Annotated in this window: 12 protein-coding genes and 1 riboswitch; of the genes, 10 read left to right on the top strand and 2 right to left on the bottom strand. The window is 43.2% G+C overall.

Annotation, left to right across the window (positions count from 1 at the left end; all coding sequences use genetic code 11):
- The first annotated feature begins 85 nt into the window (after positions 1-85).
- On the top strand, positions 86-1,276 hold the full coding sequence (ftsZ, locus tag FTU34_RS09530; RefSeq protein WP_111884463.1) for a cell division protein FtsZ: 1,191 nt from the start codon (positions 86-88) through the stop codon (positions 1,274-1,276).
- 125 nt (positions 1,277-1,401) lie between these two features.
- A complete protein-coding gene (lpxC, locus tag FTU34_RS09525; RefSeq protein ID WP_078193215.1) occupies positions 1,402-2,304 on the top strand; it encodes a UDP-3-O-acyl-N-acetylglucosamine deacetylase in 903 nt (300 codons plus the stop codon).
- Between the two features lie 97 nt (positions 2,305-2,401).
- Here lpxC and FTU34_RS09520 read toward each other — a convergent pair whose 3' ends face one another.
- Complete coding sequence (locus tag FTU34_RS09520; protein ID WP_111884464.1) at positions 2,402-2,842, bottom strand: DciA family protein; 441 nt, start codon at positions 2,840-2,842, stop codon at positions 2,402-2,404.
- 106 nt (positions 2,843-2,948) lie between these two features.
- On the opposite strand from FTU34_RS09520, the gene FTU34_RS09515 reads away from it, so the two are divergent.
- From FTU34_RS09515 to FTU34_RS09505, 3 genes are all read left to right on the top strand, one after another.
- Positions 2,949-3,644, top strand: a complete 696-nt coding sequence (locus FTU34_RS09515) for a M23 family metallopeptidase (protein WP_078193213.1) — start codon at positions 2,949-2,951, stop codon at positions 3,642-3,644.
- Between the two features lie 281 nt (positions 3,645-3,925).
- A complete protein-coding gene (gene aceE / locus FTU34_RS09510) occupies positions 3,926-6,628 on the top strand; it encodes a pyruvate dehydrogenase (acetyl-transferring), homodimeric type (protein WP_180035428.1) in 2,703 nt (900 codons plus the stop codon).
- Positions 6,629-6,630: 2 nt separating this feature from the next.
- A complete protein-coding gene (locus tag FTU34_RS09505) occupies positions 6,631-8,616 on the top strand; it encodes a 2-oxo acid dehydrogenase subunit E2 (protein WP_180035429.1) in 1,986 nt (661 codons plus the stop codon).
- Between the two features lie 48 nt (positions 8,617-8,664).
- Here FTU34_RS09505 and FTU34_RS09500 read toward each other — a convergent pair whose 3' ends face one another.
- Positions 8,665-9,375 (bottom strand): methyltransferase type 11, encoded by a 711-nt coding sequence (locus FTU34_RS09500; protein WP_180035430.1) that lies wholly within the window; start codon positions 9,373-9,375, stop codon positions 8,665-8,667.
- A 58-nt stretch (positions 9,376-9,433) separates the two neighbouring features.
- Positions 9,434-9,576, top strand: a riboswitch (yybP-ykoY riboswitch).
- Between the two features lie 74 nt (positions 9,577-9,650).
- On the opposite strand from FTU34_RS09500, the gene FTU34_RS09495 reads away from it, so the two are divergent.
- The 5 genes from FTU34_RS09495 to glmM all read left to right on the top strand — a co-directional run bounded on the left by FTU34_RS09495 (position 9,651) and on the right by glmM (position 14,821).
- The gene (locus FTU34_RS09495) at positions 9,651-10,229 is read left to right on the top strand and encodes a TMEM165/GDT1 family protein (RefSeq protein WP_078193209.1); all 579 of its coding nucleotides are present in this window, start codon (positions 9,651-9,653) and stop codon (positions 10,227-10,229) included.
- Positions 10,230-10,423: 194 nt separating this feature from the next.
- Positions 10,424-11,221 (top strand): MBL fold metallo-hydrolase, encoded by a 798-nt coding sequence (locus tag FTU34_RS09490; RefSeq protein WP_078190564.1) that lies wholly within the window; start codon positions 10,424-10,426, stop codon positions 11,219-11,221.
- Positions 11,222-11,319: 98 nt separating this feature from the next.
- Positions 11,320-11,685, top strand: coding sequence for a YkgJ family cysteine cluster protein (locus tag FTU34_RS09485; protein WP_078193208.1), 366 nt, complete (start codon positions 11,320-11,322; stop codon positions 11,683-11,685).
- 219 nt (positions 11,686-11,904) lie between these two features.
- Positions 11,905-13,371, top strand: a complete 1,467-nt coding sequence (guaB, locus tag FTU34_RS09480; protein WP_078190562.1) for an IMP dehydrogenase — start codon at positions 11,905-11,907, stop codon at positions 13,369-13,371.
- Positions 13,372-13,489: 118 nt separating this feature from the next.
- Positions 13,490-14,821, top strand: coding sequence for a phosphoglucosamine mutase (gene glmM / locus FTU34_RS09475; RefSeq protein ID WP_180035431.1), 1,332 nt, complete (start codon positions 13,490-13,492; stop codon positions 14,819-14,821).

The raw sequence follows: 14,821 nt of genomic DNA, 5'->3' as shown, positions 1-14,821 counted from the left end.
GCATTCTAAAAAACAATTTTTATTAAGATCAAGGCAGTATACGGGCTGAAGTGTCTGCCAATTATGGATTAGGAATTTTTTAGGCATGGCCTCATTTGAATTTTTAGAAGATGATCAAAGCGACAGCAACGGTCAAGCCCGTTTCACAGTATTCGGTGTAGGTGGTGCTGGCGGCAACGCTGTGCAACATATGTTGGAATCAGATATCGAAGGTGTAAAATTTGTTTGTGCCAATACAGACAAACAAGCACTCGACCGCATGAATGCACAATTTAAAATCCAACTCGGCGAGCAAAGTACGCGTGGTTTGGGTGCAGGTGCAAATCCACAAGTGGGTCAAACTGCTGCTGAAGAAAGCCGTGAGTTGATTCGCCAACACCTTGAAGGTACGGACATGGTGTTCGTGACTGCAGGTATGGGTGGTGGTACAGGTACCGGTGCTGCGCCAGTTGTTGCTGAAATTGCCAAAGAAATGGGTATCTTAACTGTAGGTGTGGTGACGACTCCGTTTAACTTTGAAGGTAAACGTCGTCAGCAATCTGCTGAGAAAGGTATTGAAGCACTTGAGCAACATGTTGATTCTCTGATTATTATTCCGAACCAACGTCTACTTAAAGTATTCCGCGATATTTCAATGAAAGATGCTTATAAAAAGGCAGACGATGTATTGTTAAATGCGGTACGTAGTATCTTTGATCTTGTCGTGCGTCCGGGTCATATCAACCTTGACTTCGCCGATTTGAAAACTGCCATGAGTACACGTGGTTATGCAATGATGGGTGCAGGTTCTGGTCGTGGTGAAAACCGTGCGCGTCAAGCTGCTGAACAAGCGATCCGTAGCCCATTGTTAGATAACGTGACCATCATGAATGCAAAAGGCATTTTGATTAACGTTACAGGTGGCGATGACGTAACCTTCGGTGAAATTGAAGAAATCACTGATGTGGTGAACCAAATTGTGGATCTTGATGAAGGTCAAGTGTTCTACGGTACGGTATTTGATCCAGATGCACGTGATGAAATTAGCGTAACGGTGATCGCAACGGGTTTAACTCGTAATTCTGCCGATTCTGCTGAGCCAGTGAAACGCCCTGTCTCACAAGCAACGCGTACAGTCGCTTCTGCACAAGTACCTGTAGATGAAGATGATGTGCCAGCGATTCAACGTCAGCACAATGAAGCAGCAGCTCCAGCTGCAGCAGCGGCGTCAGCATCCAATTCACGCCCTACGCCAATGAGTATTCAAGACTATTTGAAAAATCAGCAACGTAAATAACATAAATTCAATGACTTAAATGTCTATTGATTACAAAAGGTAGCTGATCAGCTACCTTTTTGTTTTTTATCAATGGCTAAATATGCTAACGTATAGCGGTTTTGTGAACTGATGATAGAAGACACATGTTGAAACAACGTACCCTGAAACGCATCGTGAAAGCGAGTGGCATCGGACTGCATAGTGGGCAAAAAGTGATGATAAACTTTGTACCACATCATGCCGATGGGGGGATTGTGTTTCGTCGTATCGACTTAAATCCACCGATTGATATTCCAGCCGATGCTATGCTGATTCAAGAAGCATTCATGTGTTCTAACTTAGTACAAGAAAATGCCAAGGTGGGCACAATTGAGCACATTATGAGTGCGATTGCTGGTTTAGGGATTGATAACCTGATCGTGGAAGTGTCGGCGTCTGAAGTGCCCATTATGGATGGGAGTGCCGGCCCGTTCATTTATTTGCTTATGCAAGGTGAACTACAAGAACAAAATGCACCTAAAAAATTCATAAAAATACGCAAACCTGTCGAAGCACTGATCGATGATAAACGTGCTGCCTTCCAACCCCATGACGGTTTCCAATTAAATTTTACGATTGATTTTGACCATCCTGCATTTAAGAAAGAATTTCAGTCGGCAACAATCGACTTTTCAACCGAAACATTTGTCTATGAAGTTAGTGAAGCGCGGACTTTTGGCTTTATGAAAGATTTAGATTACCTCAAAGCTAATAATTTGGCTTTAGGGGCGAGTCTCGAAAATGCCATTGGTGTAGATGACAATGGTGTGGTCAATGAAGAGGGCTTACGCTTCTCGGATGAGTTTGTTCGTCACAAAATATTAGATGCTGTGGGTGATTTATACTTGCTCGGTCATCAAATTATTGCGAAATATGATGCCTATAAGTCAGGTCATGCATTAAATAATCAGTTATTACGCAATGTCAAAAGTGATCCAGACAGCTATGAAATTGTAACATTTGATGACATTAAAGATTGCCCAATTAGTTATGTGAATGTGACATAAGTCATTGTCTTATAATAGTGATGTTATATTGTATCATTTGTAAGTGTTAAGTCTGTCACAATCTGAATATTCAAATTTGTCTGTTACAACTCGGTGGTTACTTTTTATTGCTTGCCAAACGCAGCATTGCTTGGCTAAGCTTAGGGTCGCTCACAAAGTCAGCAGCATTACGGAGTAAATCCTGAGTTTCTGTACTGAGGGTTCTTGAAATTTTTTCAGGGGAATGGGGCGTTGGAGACGGAGTTCTCAGACGAACTTGAATCTTGTGTAAATCCTTGAATTCGTATATTTGTGATAACTGTGCAATATATTGCTTTTGTAAATAGGCCAACTGACTTATCAGTGCCTGATTTTCACCAGTTAATATAAGTACACCGTTTATATAACAAACGACTTGCCATTGATCCGGTTGGGGTAATAGCGGTTGGACAATTTTCGTAAGCTTCTGCCATGCAGCAACTTGCGTTGAGAGAAACGAAAAGTTTCCTGTTTTTATGTGTTTTCTTGTTGGTTGAAAGACGTTGACAGGTTCTGACATACATATTTCCTACATGTTTATGTCTTAATCTTATGCGCTCCTTTTGGCTGATATCAAGGACGAAATCACACAAGGAACAAAAGAGAACAGTTTATAGAGGTTTTTTATGCATTTACGACGTATTTTATTGGCGTTTTCATTGGCTGCTTCGGCCGCTTCAGTCGCTTTTGCAGATTTAGTTGAATTAAATCAAGCAGATTCATCATCAGATCGTATTGAACAGTTAACTCGCACTTTGTCTCAAGGTGCTTACTCTGAAAGCAATGATATTGATATTCCAGCAGAAACAAAGTTGAATGTTAAAATTCGTGAAAAATCAATTGAACTCAACAATGCGACAATCGCAAAAAAATACGGTTCAAGCAATTCCTCTAAAAACTATTCAGCAAGTTCAAATAATCCATATTCATGGTTAATTGCCCACCCACTTCCAGACATGAAGCGTGTAAGTTCAAACTATGGTGGTCGTACCATGGGTGGCCGTGCGGAGAATCATTCAGGTTTAGATCTTTCTGCGGCTAGTGGCACACCTATTTATGCAACGGGTCCAGGCATTGTAACAAAGTCAGGTTGGGGCACAGGTTATGGTCAATATGTTGAAATTAACCATGGTAATGGTTACCTGACACGTTATGCACATGCATCACGCTTAATTGCACGTGTAGGCGACCGTGTTGCTGCGGGTGAGCATATTGCTAACGTTGGTTGTACTGGTCGTTGTACTGGCCCACATTTGCATTACGAAGTAGTGAAAGATGGTCAACGTAAAAACCCATCAACGTATTTAGCGATGTTACCATAAGCACATATAACATCTATATACGAAGCCATTGTCTGAACCTCTACAGACAATGGCTTTTTTATTTATCGCTAATAACTATAAAATTATCATTCTAAAAAATATTGTCTGTATGAAAAATGGCGAAAATTGACCCAAAAATGTAAATTTGTGTAATTGTTAATCAATAAGTATTTAGTAAATAAATAACAGAGCTATTTCGTATTCATTTGTGGCGATAACTGAGCCTAGCCAAAATATGGTACTAATAGAGCCATATATTTAGCACATAGGATAGGTGAAGTATGGCGTTTTATGGCGATACAGATGCGCAAGAAACCCAAGAATGGCAGGACGCATTTGATTCAGTTTTACAGCACATGGGAACTGACCGCGCTGCATTTTTGCTTGAAAAACTCTATCAACAAGCGATTGCTAAGCACGTTCCCATTCAGCGACTAAATACTCCTTACTTAAATACCATTTCAGTTGAAGAACAACCGCCTATGCCGGGTGATTCGGATATGGAGCGCCGTATTCGTGCGCTGATCCGCTGGAATGCGTTAGCAATGGTACTGCGTGCCAATAAAACCGGTGACGATTTAGGTGGTCACTTGGCAAGTTTTGCATCATCTGCCACTTTATATGACGTGGGTTTTAACCACTTCTTCCGTGCCAATAGCGACAGCTTTGGCGGTGACATGATCTATTATCAAGGTCACTGTGCGCCAGGTATCTATGCACGTTCGTTCTTAGAAGGTCGTTTGACTGAAGAGCACTTAAATAATTTCCGTCGTGAAGTTGGCGGTAAAGGTTTGCCGTCATACCCACATCCATATTTGATGCCAGATTATTGGCAGTTCCCAACTGTATCGATGGGTCTAGGTCCAATCATGTCGATCTATCAAGCACACATCCAAAAGTACTTGATGAATCGTGGCCTGATCAAAGAAGAAAACCGTAAAGTTTGGGCTTACCTCGGTGATGGTGAAATGGATGAGCCTGAAAGTACAGGTGCCATTTCACTTGCAGGTCGTGAAAAGCTCGACAACCTAATTTGGGTCGTGAACTGTAACTTACAGCGTCTAGATGGCCCAGTTCGTGGTAACGGTAAAATTATTCAAGAACTTGAATCATTGTTCCGTGGTGCAGGCTGGCGCGTGATTAAGGTGGTATGGGGTCGTCATTGGGATCCGCTACTAGCAAAAGATGATTCAGGTGCCTTAAAAGCGGTGATGGAAGAAGCGGTCGATGGTGACTTCCAGCGTTATCAAGTGAAAGGTGGTGCGTATACGCGTGCACATTTCTTTGGTAAGTATCCTGAAGCTGAAGAGTTGGTGCGCAACTTAAGCGATGAAGATATTGATAACCTGAACCGTGGTGGTCATGACCCATTCAAAGTGTATGCGGCTTATGCCGAAGCGATGAAGGAAACGGGTCAGCCAACAGTTATCTTGGCAAAAACAGTCAAAGGTTATGGTTTGTCGGAAGAGATTGAAGCAGTCAATAAGACGCATCAAATCAAGAAAATGCAGCTTGAGTCGTTGAAATACGTGCGTAACCGTTTCAACTTGCCATTTACCGATGAACAGCTTGAAGAAGTGCCATTCTACCGTCCAAGTGAAAATTCACCTGAAATTAAATACATGAAAGCACGTCGTGAAGCATTGGGTGGTTACCTACCTGCACGTCGTAAAGAAAGTGAACAGTTGGCTATTCCTGAACTTTCTGTCTTTGATACAGTATTGAAAGGTTCAAATGGTAAAGAGCAATCGACCACTATGGTGATGGTGCGTTTGATCTCTGCACTGCTTAAAGAAAAAGCGATTAAAGATCGTGTTGTGCCAATCGTACCGGATGAAGCGCGTACTTTCGGTTTGGAAGGTATGTTCCGTCAGTTGGGGATCTATGCTGCGCATGGTCAAAAATATACCCCTGAAGACCAAGAACAGTTGATGCATTACCGTGAAGCCAAAGATGGTCACATGTTACAAGAAGGGATTAACGAAGCGGGTGCGATGAGTGCTTGGGCTGCGTTAGGAACCAGTTATTCAACCAATAACTTGCCAATGATTCCGATGTATATGTACTACTCGATGTTCGGTTTCCAGCGTATTGGCGATATTGCATGGGCTGCAGGTGATGCACAGGCGCAAGGTTTCTTGCTCGGTGCAACTGCGGGTCGTACAACACTGAACGGTGAAGGTTTACAGCACCAAGATGGTCATTCACATATCTTGGCAAATACGATTCCAAACTGTATTTCTTATGACCCATGTTTTGGTTATGAGTTGGCAGTAATCGTACATGATGGTTTAAAACGCATGTACGTGAACCAAGAGCGTGTGTTCTACTACTTAACAGTAATGAATGAAAACTACGAACATCCAGCTATTCCTGAAGGTGCTGAAGAAGGCATTAAACGTGGTATGTATCTCTTCGAAGAAGATGAGAAAGCAACGGTTCAATTGATGGGTTCAGGTGTGATTCTGCGTGAAGTGATTAAAGCAGCGAAAATCCTTCGTGATGAATATCAAATTCATTCAAATGTGTGGAGCGTCACTAGCTTTAACGAATTAGCTCGTGATGGTATGGCGTGTGAAGAATACAACCGCCTACATCCATTGGCTGAAGATACGAAAGAAGCTTGGATCTCTCAATTACTTCGTGAAAAAGACGGTATTGTGGTATCAGCAACCGATCACATGCGTGCTTATAGCGAACAAATCCGTGCTTATCTTCCAGACAATCGTCCGTTCGTTGCATTAGGCACAGATGGTTATGGTCGTTCAGATACACGTGGCAACTTACGTAGCTACTTTGGTGTTGATGCCGCACATATTGTGGTAGCAACATTGAAAAAACTCGCGGATGAAGGCGAAGTTGATGCACGTTTGGTTAAAGATGCCATCTCAAGCTTTGAGCTAGATACTGACCGTCCAGTGGCATGGGCTCCGCAGGAAACGCCGGAACTGCATGCTGTGGCTGACTACAAAGAGGAGAACTAATCATGCAAATTACGACTCCTGATATTGGTGTAGATAAAGCAACGGTCGCTGAGATTTTAGTGAAAGTCGGCGACACCATTAGCGTTGATGACAGCATTGTGTTGTTAGAGTCTGACAAAGCCTCTGTTGAAGTGCCAAGCACTTCGGCAGGCGTGGTGAAAAGCATTGCAGTCAATCTAGGTGACAGTGTTGCTGAAGGTGCTGTGCTGATCGAGTTGGAAGCAGAAGGTCAAAGTACTGCTACCGTTGAGCCAGTACAAAATGCAACTGAAGACCAAGCAGCAGAACCAACTCCGGTTGTGGAAGCAGAACAAGCTGCAGCAGCACCTGTTGCAGCCAATGCTCCTCAGTCGCAAAGTGTCGATGTGCAAGTCCCTGATATTGGCGTAGAAAAAGCTACTGTAAGTGAGATTTTGGTCTCTGTTGGTGATGAGATTGATGTTGATCAAAGTATTATCGTGGTGGAATCAGATAAAGCGACAGTCGAAGTCCCAAGTACTGTATCAGGCCGTGTCGAATCGATCACGATCAGCGCTGGCGATGTAGTGAAAGAAGGTGTAGTGATTTTAACGGTGAAAACGGCGGCTTCATCTGCTGCGGTTGAATCGGCTCCTGTGCAAGAAACTGCACAGCCTGTTGCTGCACCTGTTGTTGCAGAAGCAGCACCAGCGCCGTCTACGGCTGCGGCGTCTGGACCTGTTGAAATTGCAGTGCCTGACTTAGGTGTTGATAAAGCAGCAGTGGCTGAAATTTTAGTCGCTGTGGGTGATGTGGTTGAAAAAGACCAAAGCATCATCGTGGTGGAATCAGACAAAGCAACGGTAGAAGTGCCAAGCTCTACAGCTGGTAAAATCACCGCGATTCATGTCCAGTTAGGGCAAAGTGTCTCTGAAGGCGTCGCTTTAGTGACGATTGCAGCTGAAGGTCAAGCTGTTGCAGCACCCGTGCCAGCAGCGAAACCTGCACCAGCTGTAGCACAGCCTGCGACAGTTGCTCCAAAAGCTGAAAGCAAAGTTGAAGCAGCAGCACCGCAACCACAAGGCGCAGATAAGCTCACCAAAGAGCAAAATGCTGCCAATGCCAAAGTGTATGCAGGTCCGGCCGTTCGTAAGCTTGCACGTGAATTGGGTGTGGTTTTAGCAGAAGTCAAAGCATCTGGCCCGCATGAGCGTTTAATGAAAGAAGATTTATTCGCTTATGTGAAAACCCGTTTGACCACTCCGCAAGCTGCACCAGCAGCGCAAGCTGTGGCACAGGTTTCAGGTTTGCCGAAGTTGCCAAGTTTTGATGCTTTTGGTGGGGTCGAAGAGAAAGTTTTGACGCGTTTACAACAAGTGTCGATCCCGCAATTGTCTTTAAACAACTTTATCCCGCAAGTGACACAATTCGATGCTGCGGATATTACCGATCTTGAAGCTTGGCGTAATGATTTAAAAGCTAACTTTAAGAAAGAAGGTATTGGCTTAACCATTATGGCTTTCATCATCAAAGCAGTGGCTTATTTGTTGAAAGAAGAGCGTGAATTTGCAGGTCATTTGTCTGATGATGGCAAGTCAGTATTGTTACGTAATGAAATCCATATGGGGATTGCCGTTGCCACGCCTGATGGTTTGACCGTGCCTGTACTGCGTAATCCAGATCAAAAATCGATTAAGCAGATTGCAATTGAGCTGGGTGAGCTGAGTCAAAAAGCACGTGACAAAAAGTTGTCGCCGAAAGACCTACAAGGTGCGAACTTTACCATTACCAGTCTGGGTTCAATTGGTGGTACGGCATTTACACCGTTGGTCAACTGGCCACAGGTGGCGATTTTAGGTATTTCACCTGCAACCATGCAGCCGGTATGGAATGGTGAAGGCTTTGATCCACGCTTGATGCTGCCGCTGTCATTGTCATACGATCACCGTGTAATTAATGGTGCAGACGCTGCACGTTTTGTCAATAAACTGACGAAGCTGCTCAAAGATATCCGAACTTTGTTGATCTAATCTGACCTGTTTAAGTTTCAAAATGAACCCTGCGTTGGCAGGGTTTTTTTATGGCATCGTGGTGGTGGGCTGACAAAGCCAGTCAGGAAGCTCAATGGGTGAGGGGTAGAGCTTTAATGCTGAGTTGGCATTGAGGTTGTAGGTAAGTGGAAGCGTACGATGCGGGTGCGCCGTCGACCAAAGCTTATGTCGTAAATGTTCAAAGCGTTGGAAGTCTTTTAAAAATAAGCCCCAAAACTTTTCATAATGCCCCAGTTCTTGCACATGTTGATGTTGATACGCATGTGTTTGGCCCTGTTGGTGCTGGAAGTCATAGCCCATCAGCCAAATACGCTGCGGTTGAAAGAGATGTGCGAGTGAATAGGCTTGAAGGCCGCAATTATTACCATACACAAAGTACGGTGAATGAAATACCTCCGCTTGCGTATCGATGCGCACGGTTTTAAGGTTAATCACTTCATGTTCAGGATATGGACGGTTGTGACCTAAACCACATCCGCTAATGATGTCACCTTGAAAGCAGGCTTTGAGCATGGGTTGATAGTGTAACCACCACGCATAATCTGAATGATGGGCAATTTGAGCCTGAGGAAGTTGAAGAAAACTTTGATTACAGCAAATGATCAGCAGTTTTTTTGAGGGCTGAATGGTGGTTAAGTCGAAATTGAGCTGAGATGGACCACCTGCAATGATTAATACATCCTGCACATGCATATAGTGTTGAATAAATTCTTGAAATTTTTGATTATTGCTTTGCATATCAAATTGAGTCATCGAAAATTAAAATTGCGAAAACATGCATTCCTCGCTAGAATAGCATTACTTCATTGGGGAGTAGCCGCTTTTTACGCAAAGTAAAAAGGTGATGGTCAACATATTTGCTCTAAAACGAGCATGGTCATCATAGCAAAGAACCAAATGAGCTCTTCGTAGCTTTCTTTTGTTGGCAAGACCTTTGATTTATCACTCTGCACATTGGCTAGCAGGAGGGATAAGTCATCGGTATATGTTATTGCTAGCCAGAGAAATGCACCATGTTAACCGCTTTCTTCATTTCCCTTGCTGTTGTTGCCCTGTCAGAAATGGGTGATAAAACACAATTACTTGCCTTACTGCTTGCTGCACGTTTTCGTAAACCCGTTCCGATCTTAATTGCAATTTTCCTCGCGACTGTGGTGAACCACGGGGTTTCTGCTGTGCTGGGTCAATGGATTACCACCGTTTTAAGCCCAATCGTTTTATTGTGGATCGTTTCTCTGGGCTTTATTGCCATGGCGGTGTGGATGTTGATCCCCGATCAATTGGATGATGAATCTGAAAGTATCAATAAGTGGCAAAAATATGGGGTTTTCGGCGCCACTTTCGTTTTGTTCTTCTTGGCTGAAATTGGAGATAAAACCCAAATTGCCACTGTTGCACTGGCTGCACGCTTTGACAGTATTGGCTGGGTGACTTTGGGGACGACATTAGGCATCATGTTGGTTAATGCGCCTGCGGTATTTATTGGCAACAAACTAGCAGAAAAACTACCGATTTCACTGATTCATAAAATTGGCGCCTTGGTATTCTTGGTGATTGGTTTGGCTGCGTTGGCACAACACTATTTATTTTAAATAATGATCTCACCATATTAAAAATACATGAAATCCTGAGTTAAAAACTCAGGATTATTTGCCAATAAATGAGACCCAATTCACTGATATTTCAGATAATATTGACTGAATATTTATTGTAAGTTTCCCTAAATAAATATATGTTATTCACCTATAGAATATATATTTTTTGATAAAAAATTTGGGGAATGGGAATGGCTTTCGAACGCACAACATCACAGGTACTTTATGATGATGGAAAGCATAAATGTATTAGCTTTACCAGCTTGGTAAAAGGCGAGGGCGTACAGGCGAACCAGTTCCTGATTTTGGATAATGAGCGCGCAGCAGTGCTCGATCCGGGTGGTGACTTGACCTATGTCCCACTGACTATGGAACTGAATAAATATACCCGTTTGACCAATCTTGACTATGTGATGGCCTCGCATCAGGACCCTGACATTATTACTTCGATGCCACGTTGGTTGGTTTATACCGACGCCAAAGTGGTGGCATCTAAACTGTGGGCGCGTTTCTTACCACATTTAAACTCTGCATTCATGAGTGACCGCATGAAAGGCAACTGGTTGGATCGTCTGATCGAACTGCCAGATCATGGTCAGGTGATTCCATTAGGCAACAGTCATTTGGTGGCTGTTCCTGCACACTTCCTACATTCAGTTGGTAACTTCCAATTTTATGACCCGATTGCCAAAATTTTATTCTCAGGGGATATGGGCGCATCTATGGTGGATGATGCCTCTAAACCTTTAGAAAATTTTGCCGCTCATATTCCTAAAATGAAAGGCTTCCATCAGCGCTACATGTGTTCAAACAAAGTGATCCGTCTTTGGGTCAACATGGTACGGACGATGGATGTGGAAATGATCGTACCGCAGCACGGCACGCCATTTATTGGTAAAGAACAGATCAATCAATTCTTAGATTGGATCGAAACCTTGCAGTGTGGTGTCGATTTAATGGATGAAACAGTCTTTACTTGCCCAGTATAATGACTTGAAAATTTCAAAAAATAATTGAGTTTGCAGATAACATTTTTTAATATTTTTCGTCCATAAAATAAGCTTTTAGATGACGAGAATAGATAAAAATGTTGTCTCAAATACCGACTCAGGATGCATGTTTAACCTGTGGAGCATGTTGTGCTCACTATCGCGTTTCTTTTTATTGGGCAGAAGGGCTAAATATGCCTGAACATTATACGGAACCTGTGACATCGGTGTATTCATGTATGGTGGGTACGAATCAGGCAAATCCACGTTGTATTGCTTTGGGTGGAGAAGTAGGCAAACAGGTGAGTTGTAACATGTATGAGGCACGTAGTTCATCTTGTAAAGAAGTTCAAATCGCCGATGAGCAATGTAATAAAGCACGCATCGCGCATCAAATGATTCCATTGATCAGTATTCCACTGCATGACGCTGAAAATGACGAAGATTTCGATCAAGTCAGTTAAGGCTTTATTTCCAGAATAAATTTATTGAAATTAAGCGGTAGAATCTTCGGATTCTGCCTATATTGCACTGGATGCTGACCAACCCCCAGAGTATTCTTGCTGAAAACAGCATATTCGATGGTTAATATTAAAAACTCCGTAAAGAATTGCCGCAATTAAAATGAAAATTGAACGGAAATTTGTATATAATGGCTCACGGAAATTACCAGCGAGACTGTTATGTTGACCATCGTTCAAGAAGCCCTAACCTTTGATGATGTCTTATTACTCCCTGCCTATTCTACTGTTCTCCCAAAAGATGTCTCTCTTAAGACACGTTTCACACGTGGCATCAATTTGAATATTCCACTTGTTTCTGCTGCAATGGATACTGTGACTGAATCACGTATGGCGATTGCAATGGCGCAAAACGGTGGTATCGGTATCCTGCATAAAAACATGGATATTGCTGCACAAGCTGCAGAAGTTCGCCGCGTGAAAAAATTTGAAGCAGGTATGGTGAAAGACCCAATTACCGTTACACCAGAAACGACTGTACGTGAGCTGATTGCTTTAACTCAAGCAAATAACATCAGCGGTGTACCAGTGGTGAAAGACGGTCAAGTGGTGGGTATTGTTACTGGTCGTGACACTCGTTTTGAAACCAATCTTGAGCAACCTGTTAGTAACATCATGACAGGTCATGATCGTTTGGTGACTGTTCGTGAAAACGAATCAAAAGAAAACATCCAAGCATTACTTCAAAAGCACCGTATTGAAAAAGTCCTTGTTGTAAATGACAACAACGAACTGAAAGGTTTAATCACGGTTACTGATTTCCGTAAAGCTGAAAACTATCCAAACAGCTGCAAAGATGACTTAGGTCGTTTACGCGTTGGTGCTGCAGTTGGTACAGGTGCAGAAACACCAAGCCGTGTAGAAGCATTGGTAGAAGCGGGTGTTGATGCGATTGTTGTTGATACAGCACATGGTCACTCTGCAGGTGTAATTGAACGTGTACGTTGGGTTAAAGCCAACTATCCACAAGTTCAAGTGATTGGCGGTAACATCGCGACTGGTGATGCAGCTCTTGCATTATTAGATGCTGGCGCAGATGCAGTGAAAGTGGGTATTGGCCCGGGTTCAATCTGTACTACACGTATTGTGGCTGGTATTGGTATGCCGCAAATCTCTGCGATTGACAGCGTTGCCAATGCACTAAAAGATCAAATTCCATTGATCGCAGACGGTGGTATCCGTTTCTCTGGTGATATGGCAAAAGCGATTGGTGCAGGCGCGAGTACCATCATGGTAGGTTCATTGATGGCGGGTACAGAAGAAGCACCGGGCGAAGTTGAATTCTTCCAAGGTCGTTACTACAAAGCCTATCGTGGTATGGGTTCATTGGGTGCGATGGCAGGTGCAACAGGTTCTGCTGACCGTTATTTCCAAGACTCAAAAGCAGGCGCTGAAAAACTTGTACCAGAAGGTATTGAGGGTCGCGTACCTTACAAAGGCCCAATGGGTAACATCGTTCATCAAATGATGGGTGGTTTACGTTCATCTATGGGTTATACCGGTTCTGCGGTGATCGATGACTTACGTAAAAATGCACAGTTTGTCAAAATTACTGCGGCAGGTATGTCTGAATCTCACGTACATGACGTGACTATTACTAAAGAAGCACCAAACTACCGTGTTGGTTGATATTTAGTAGCTTTTAGCCGAAAAGGCCGTCATTAATATGACGGCCTTTTTGTTTTTGGTGTAAAGTATTTGCAGTAAAAAGTGATGATTAAGATCACCATTAAGAAGTGAGTACAACATGAGTTATTTTGGTACAGATGGCATTCGTGGCAAATTCGGTGAATTACCTATTACCCCTGAATTTGCATTAAAACTAGGATTTGCCGCAGGTAAAGTATTAAAACAATACAGTAAAAAAGCAAAGCCCATCGTTGTACTAGGTAAAGATACCCGATTATCGGGCTATATTTTAGAGTCAGCATTACAAGCCGGTTTAAACGCAGCAGGTGTTTATGTTCACTTGTTGGGTCCATTACCTACACCCGCAATTGCCCATTTAACTCGTGCATTACATGCCAGCTTAGGCATCGTGATCTCGGCGTCGCATAACCCTTATTTTGATAATGGCATTAAGTTCTTCTCGAGCGAAGGTAAAAAATTGCCGGATGAAATTCAAGAAGCCATAAACAAAGAACTTGAAAATGACTTGGTGATCGAAGACTCTGCAAACTTAGGTAAAAGTCTGCGTGTAAAAGATGCCAATGGTCGTTATATCGAGTTTTGTAAATCAACCTTCCCGTACCATTTTGACCTGACAGGCTTAAAAATTGTGGTGGACTGTGCCAATGGTGCAGCCTATAGCGTCGGTCCATCGGTATATCGTGAACTGGGTGCAAAAGTGATTGCGCTGTTTAACGAACCGGATGGTTTAAACATCAATAAAGACTGTGGTTCGACGCATCCTGAGTTTTTACAAAAAGCAGTGGTTGAACATCAGGCGGATTTAGGGATTGCCTTTGACGGTGATGCTGACCGCGTGATTATGGTCGATAAAAACGGTCAGCAAATTACTGGTGACCATATTCTTTATATTTTAGCCACTCAAGCGAGTCAAAAACCTGCGGGTATCGTGGGTACGGTAATGAGCAATATGGCGCTTGAAATTGCTTTAGATCAAGCCAAAGTGCCGTTGCTTCGTGCCAAAGTTGGTGACCGCTATGTTCTACAAGGCCTAGAAGAAAAGGGCTGGGTAACGGGCGGTGAACCATCAGGTCATATCTTGACTTTGGACAAGAGCACCACAGGTGATGCGATCATTGCTTCACTTCAGGTGTTAACTGTGATGGTTGAGCAAGGTAAAGCTTTGCATGAATTGGTGGAAGGGTTTGAGTTATTACCAAATGTCTTGGTGAATGTTCGCTTGGCTGCGATGTTTGATCCCTACGCCGTACCTGCACTGGTGAGCGAGTTTGAAAAAGCTGAAGCTCAGCTTAAAGGGCGTGGTCGCATCTTGATTCGTAAATCAGGCACAGAGCCGGTCATTCGTGTCATGGTTGAAGGTAATGACCTTGAAGAAGTCACCGCATTGGCAAATCATTTGGCCGATGCTGTTCGTGCCAATGCAGCTTAA

Origin of the sequence: Acinetobacter sp. YH12094 (assembly GCF_013419295.1) — a bacterium.
In the GTDB taxonomy this organism is placed as follows: Bacteria; Pseudomonadota; Gammaproteobacteria; order Pseudomonadales; family Moraxellaceae; genus Acinetobacter; species Acinetobacter amyesii.
Note: the sequence above shows the minus strand (reverse complement) of the source record. Positions and strands in the feature narration are given on the sequence as shown.

What these genes read in the sequence shown, in the direction of transcription:
- guaB (WP_078190562.1), top strand. Translation starts at nt 11,905, where the DNA reads ATGTTGACCATCGTTCAAGAAGCCCTAACCTTTGATGATGTCTTATTA.
- glmM (WP_180035431.1), top strand. Translation starts at nt 13,490, where the DNA reads ATGAGTTATTTTGGTACAGATGGCATTCGTGGCAAATTCGGTGAATTA.
- aceE (WP_180035428.1), top strand. Translation starts at nt 3,926, where the DNA reads ATGGCGTTTTATGGCGATACAGATGCGCAAGAAACCCAAGAATGGCAG.
- FTU34_RS09515 (WP_078193213.1), top strand. Translation starts at nt 2,949, where the DNA reads ATGCATTTACGACGTATTTTATTGGCGTTTTCATTGGCTGCTTCGGCC.
- FTU34_RS09500 (WP_180035430.1), bottom strand. Translation starts at nt 9,375, where the DNA reads ATGCAAAGCAATAATCAAAAATTTCAAGAATTTATTCAACACTATATG.
- FTU34_RS09495 (WP_078193209.1), top strand. Translation starts at nt 9,651, where the DNA reads ATGTTAACCGCTTTCTTCATTTCCCTTGCTGTTGTTGCCCTGTCAGAA.
- FTU34_RS09520 (WP_111884464.1), bottom strand. Translation starts at nt 2,842, where the DNA reads ATGTCAGAACCTGTCAACGTCTTTCAACCAACAAGAAAACACATAAAA.
- ftsZ (WP_111884463.1), top strand. Translation starts at nt 86, where the DNA reads ATGGCCTCATTTGAATTTTTAGAAGATGATCAAAGCGACAGCAACGGT.
- FTU34_RS09490 (WP_078190564.1), top strand. Translation starts at nt 10,424, where the DNA reads ATGGCTTTCGAACGCACAACATCACAGGTACTTTATGATGATGGAAAG.
- FTU34_RS09505 (WP_180035429.1), top strand. Translation starts at nt 6,631, where the DNA reads ATGCAAATTACGACTCCTGATATTGGTGTAGATAAAGCAACGGTCGCT.
- FTU34_RS09485 (WP_078193208.1), top strand. Translation starts at nt 11,320, where the DNA reads ATGTTGTCTCAAATACCGACTCAGGATGCATGTTTAACCTGTGGAGCA.
- lpxC (WP_078193215.1), top strand. Translation starts at nt 1,402, where the DNA reads ATGTTGAAACAACGTACCCTGAAACGCATCGTGAAAGCGAGTGGCATC.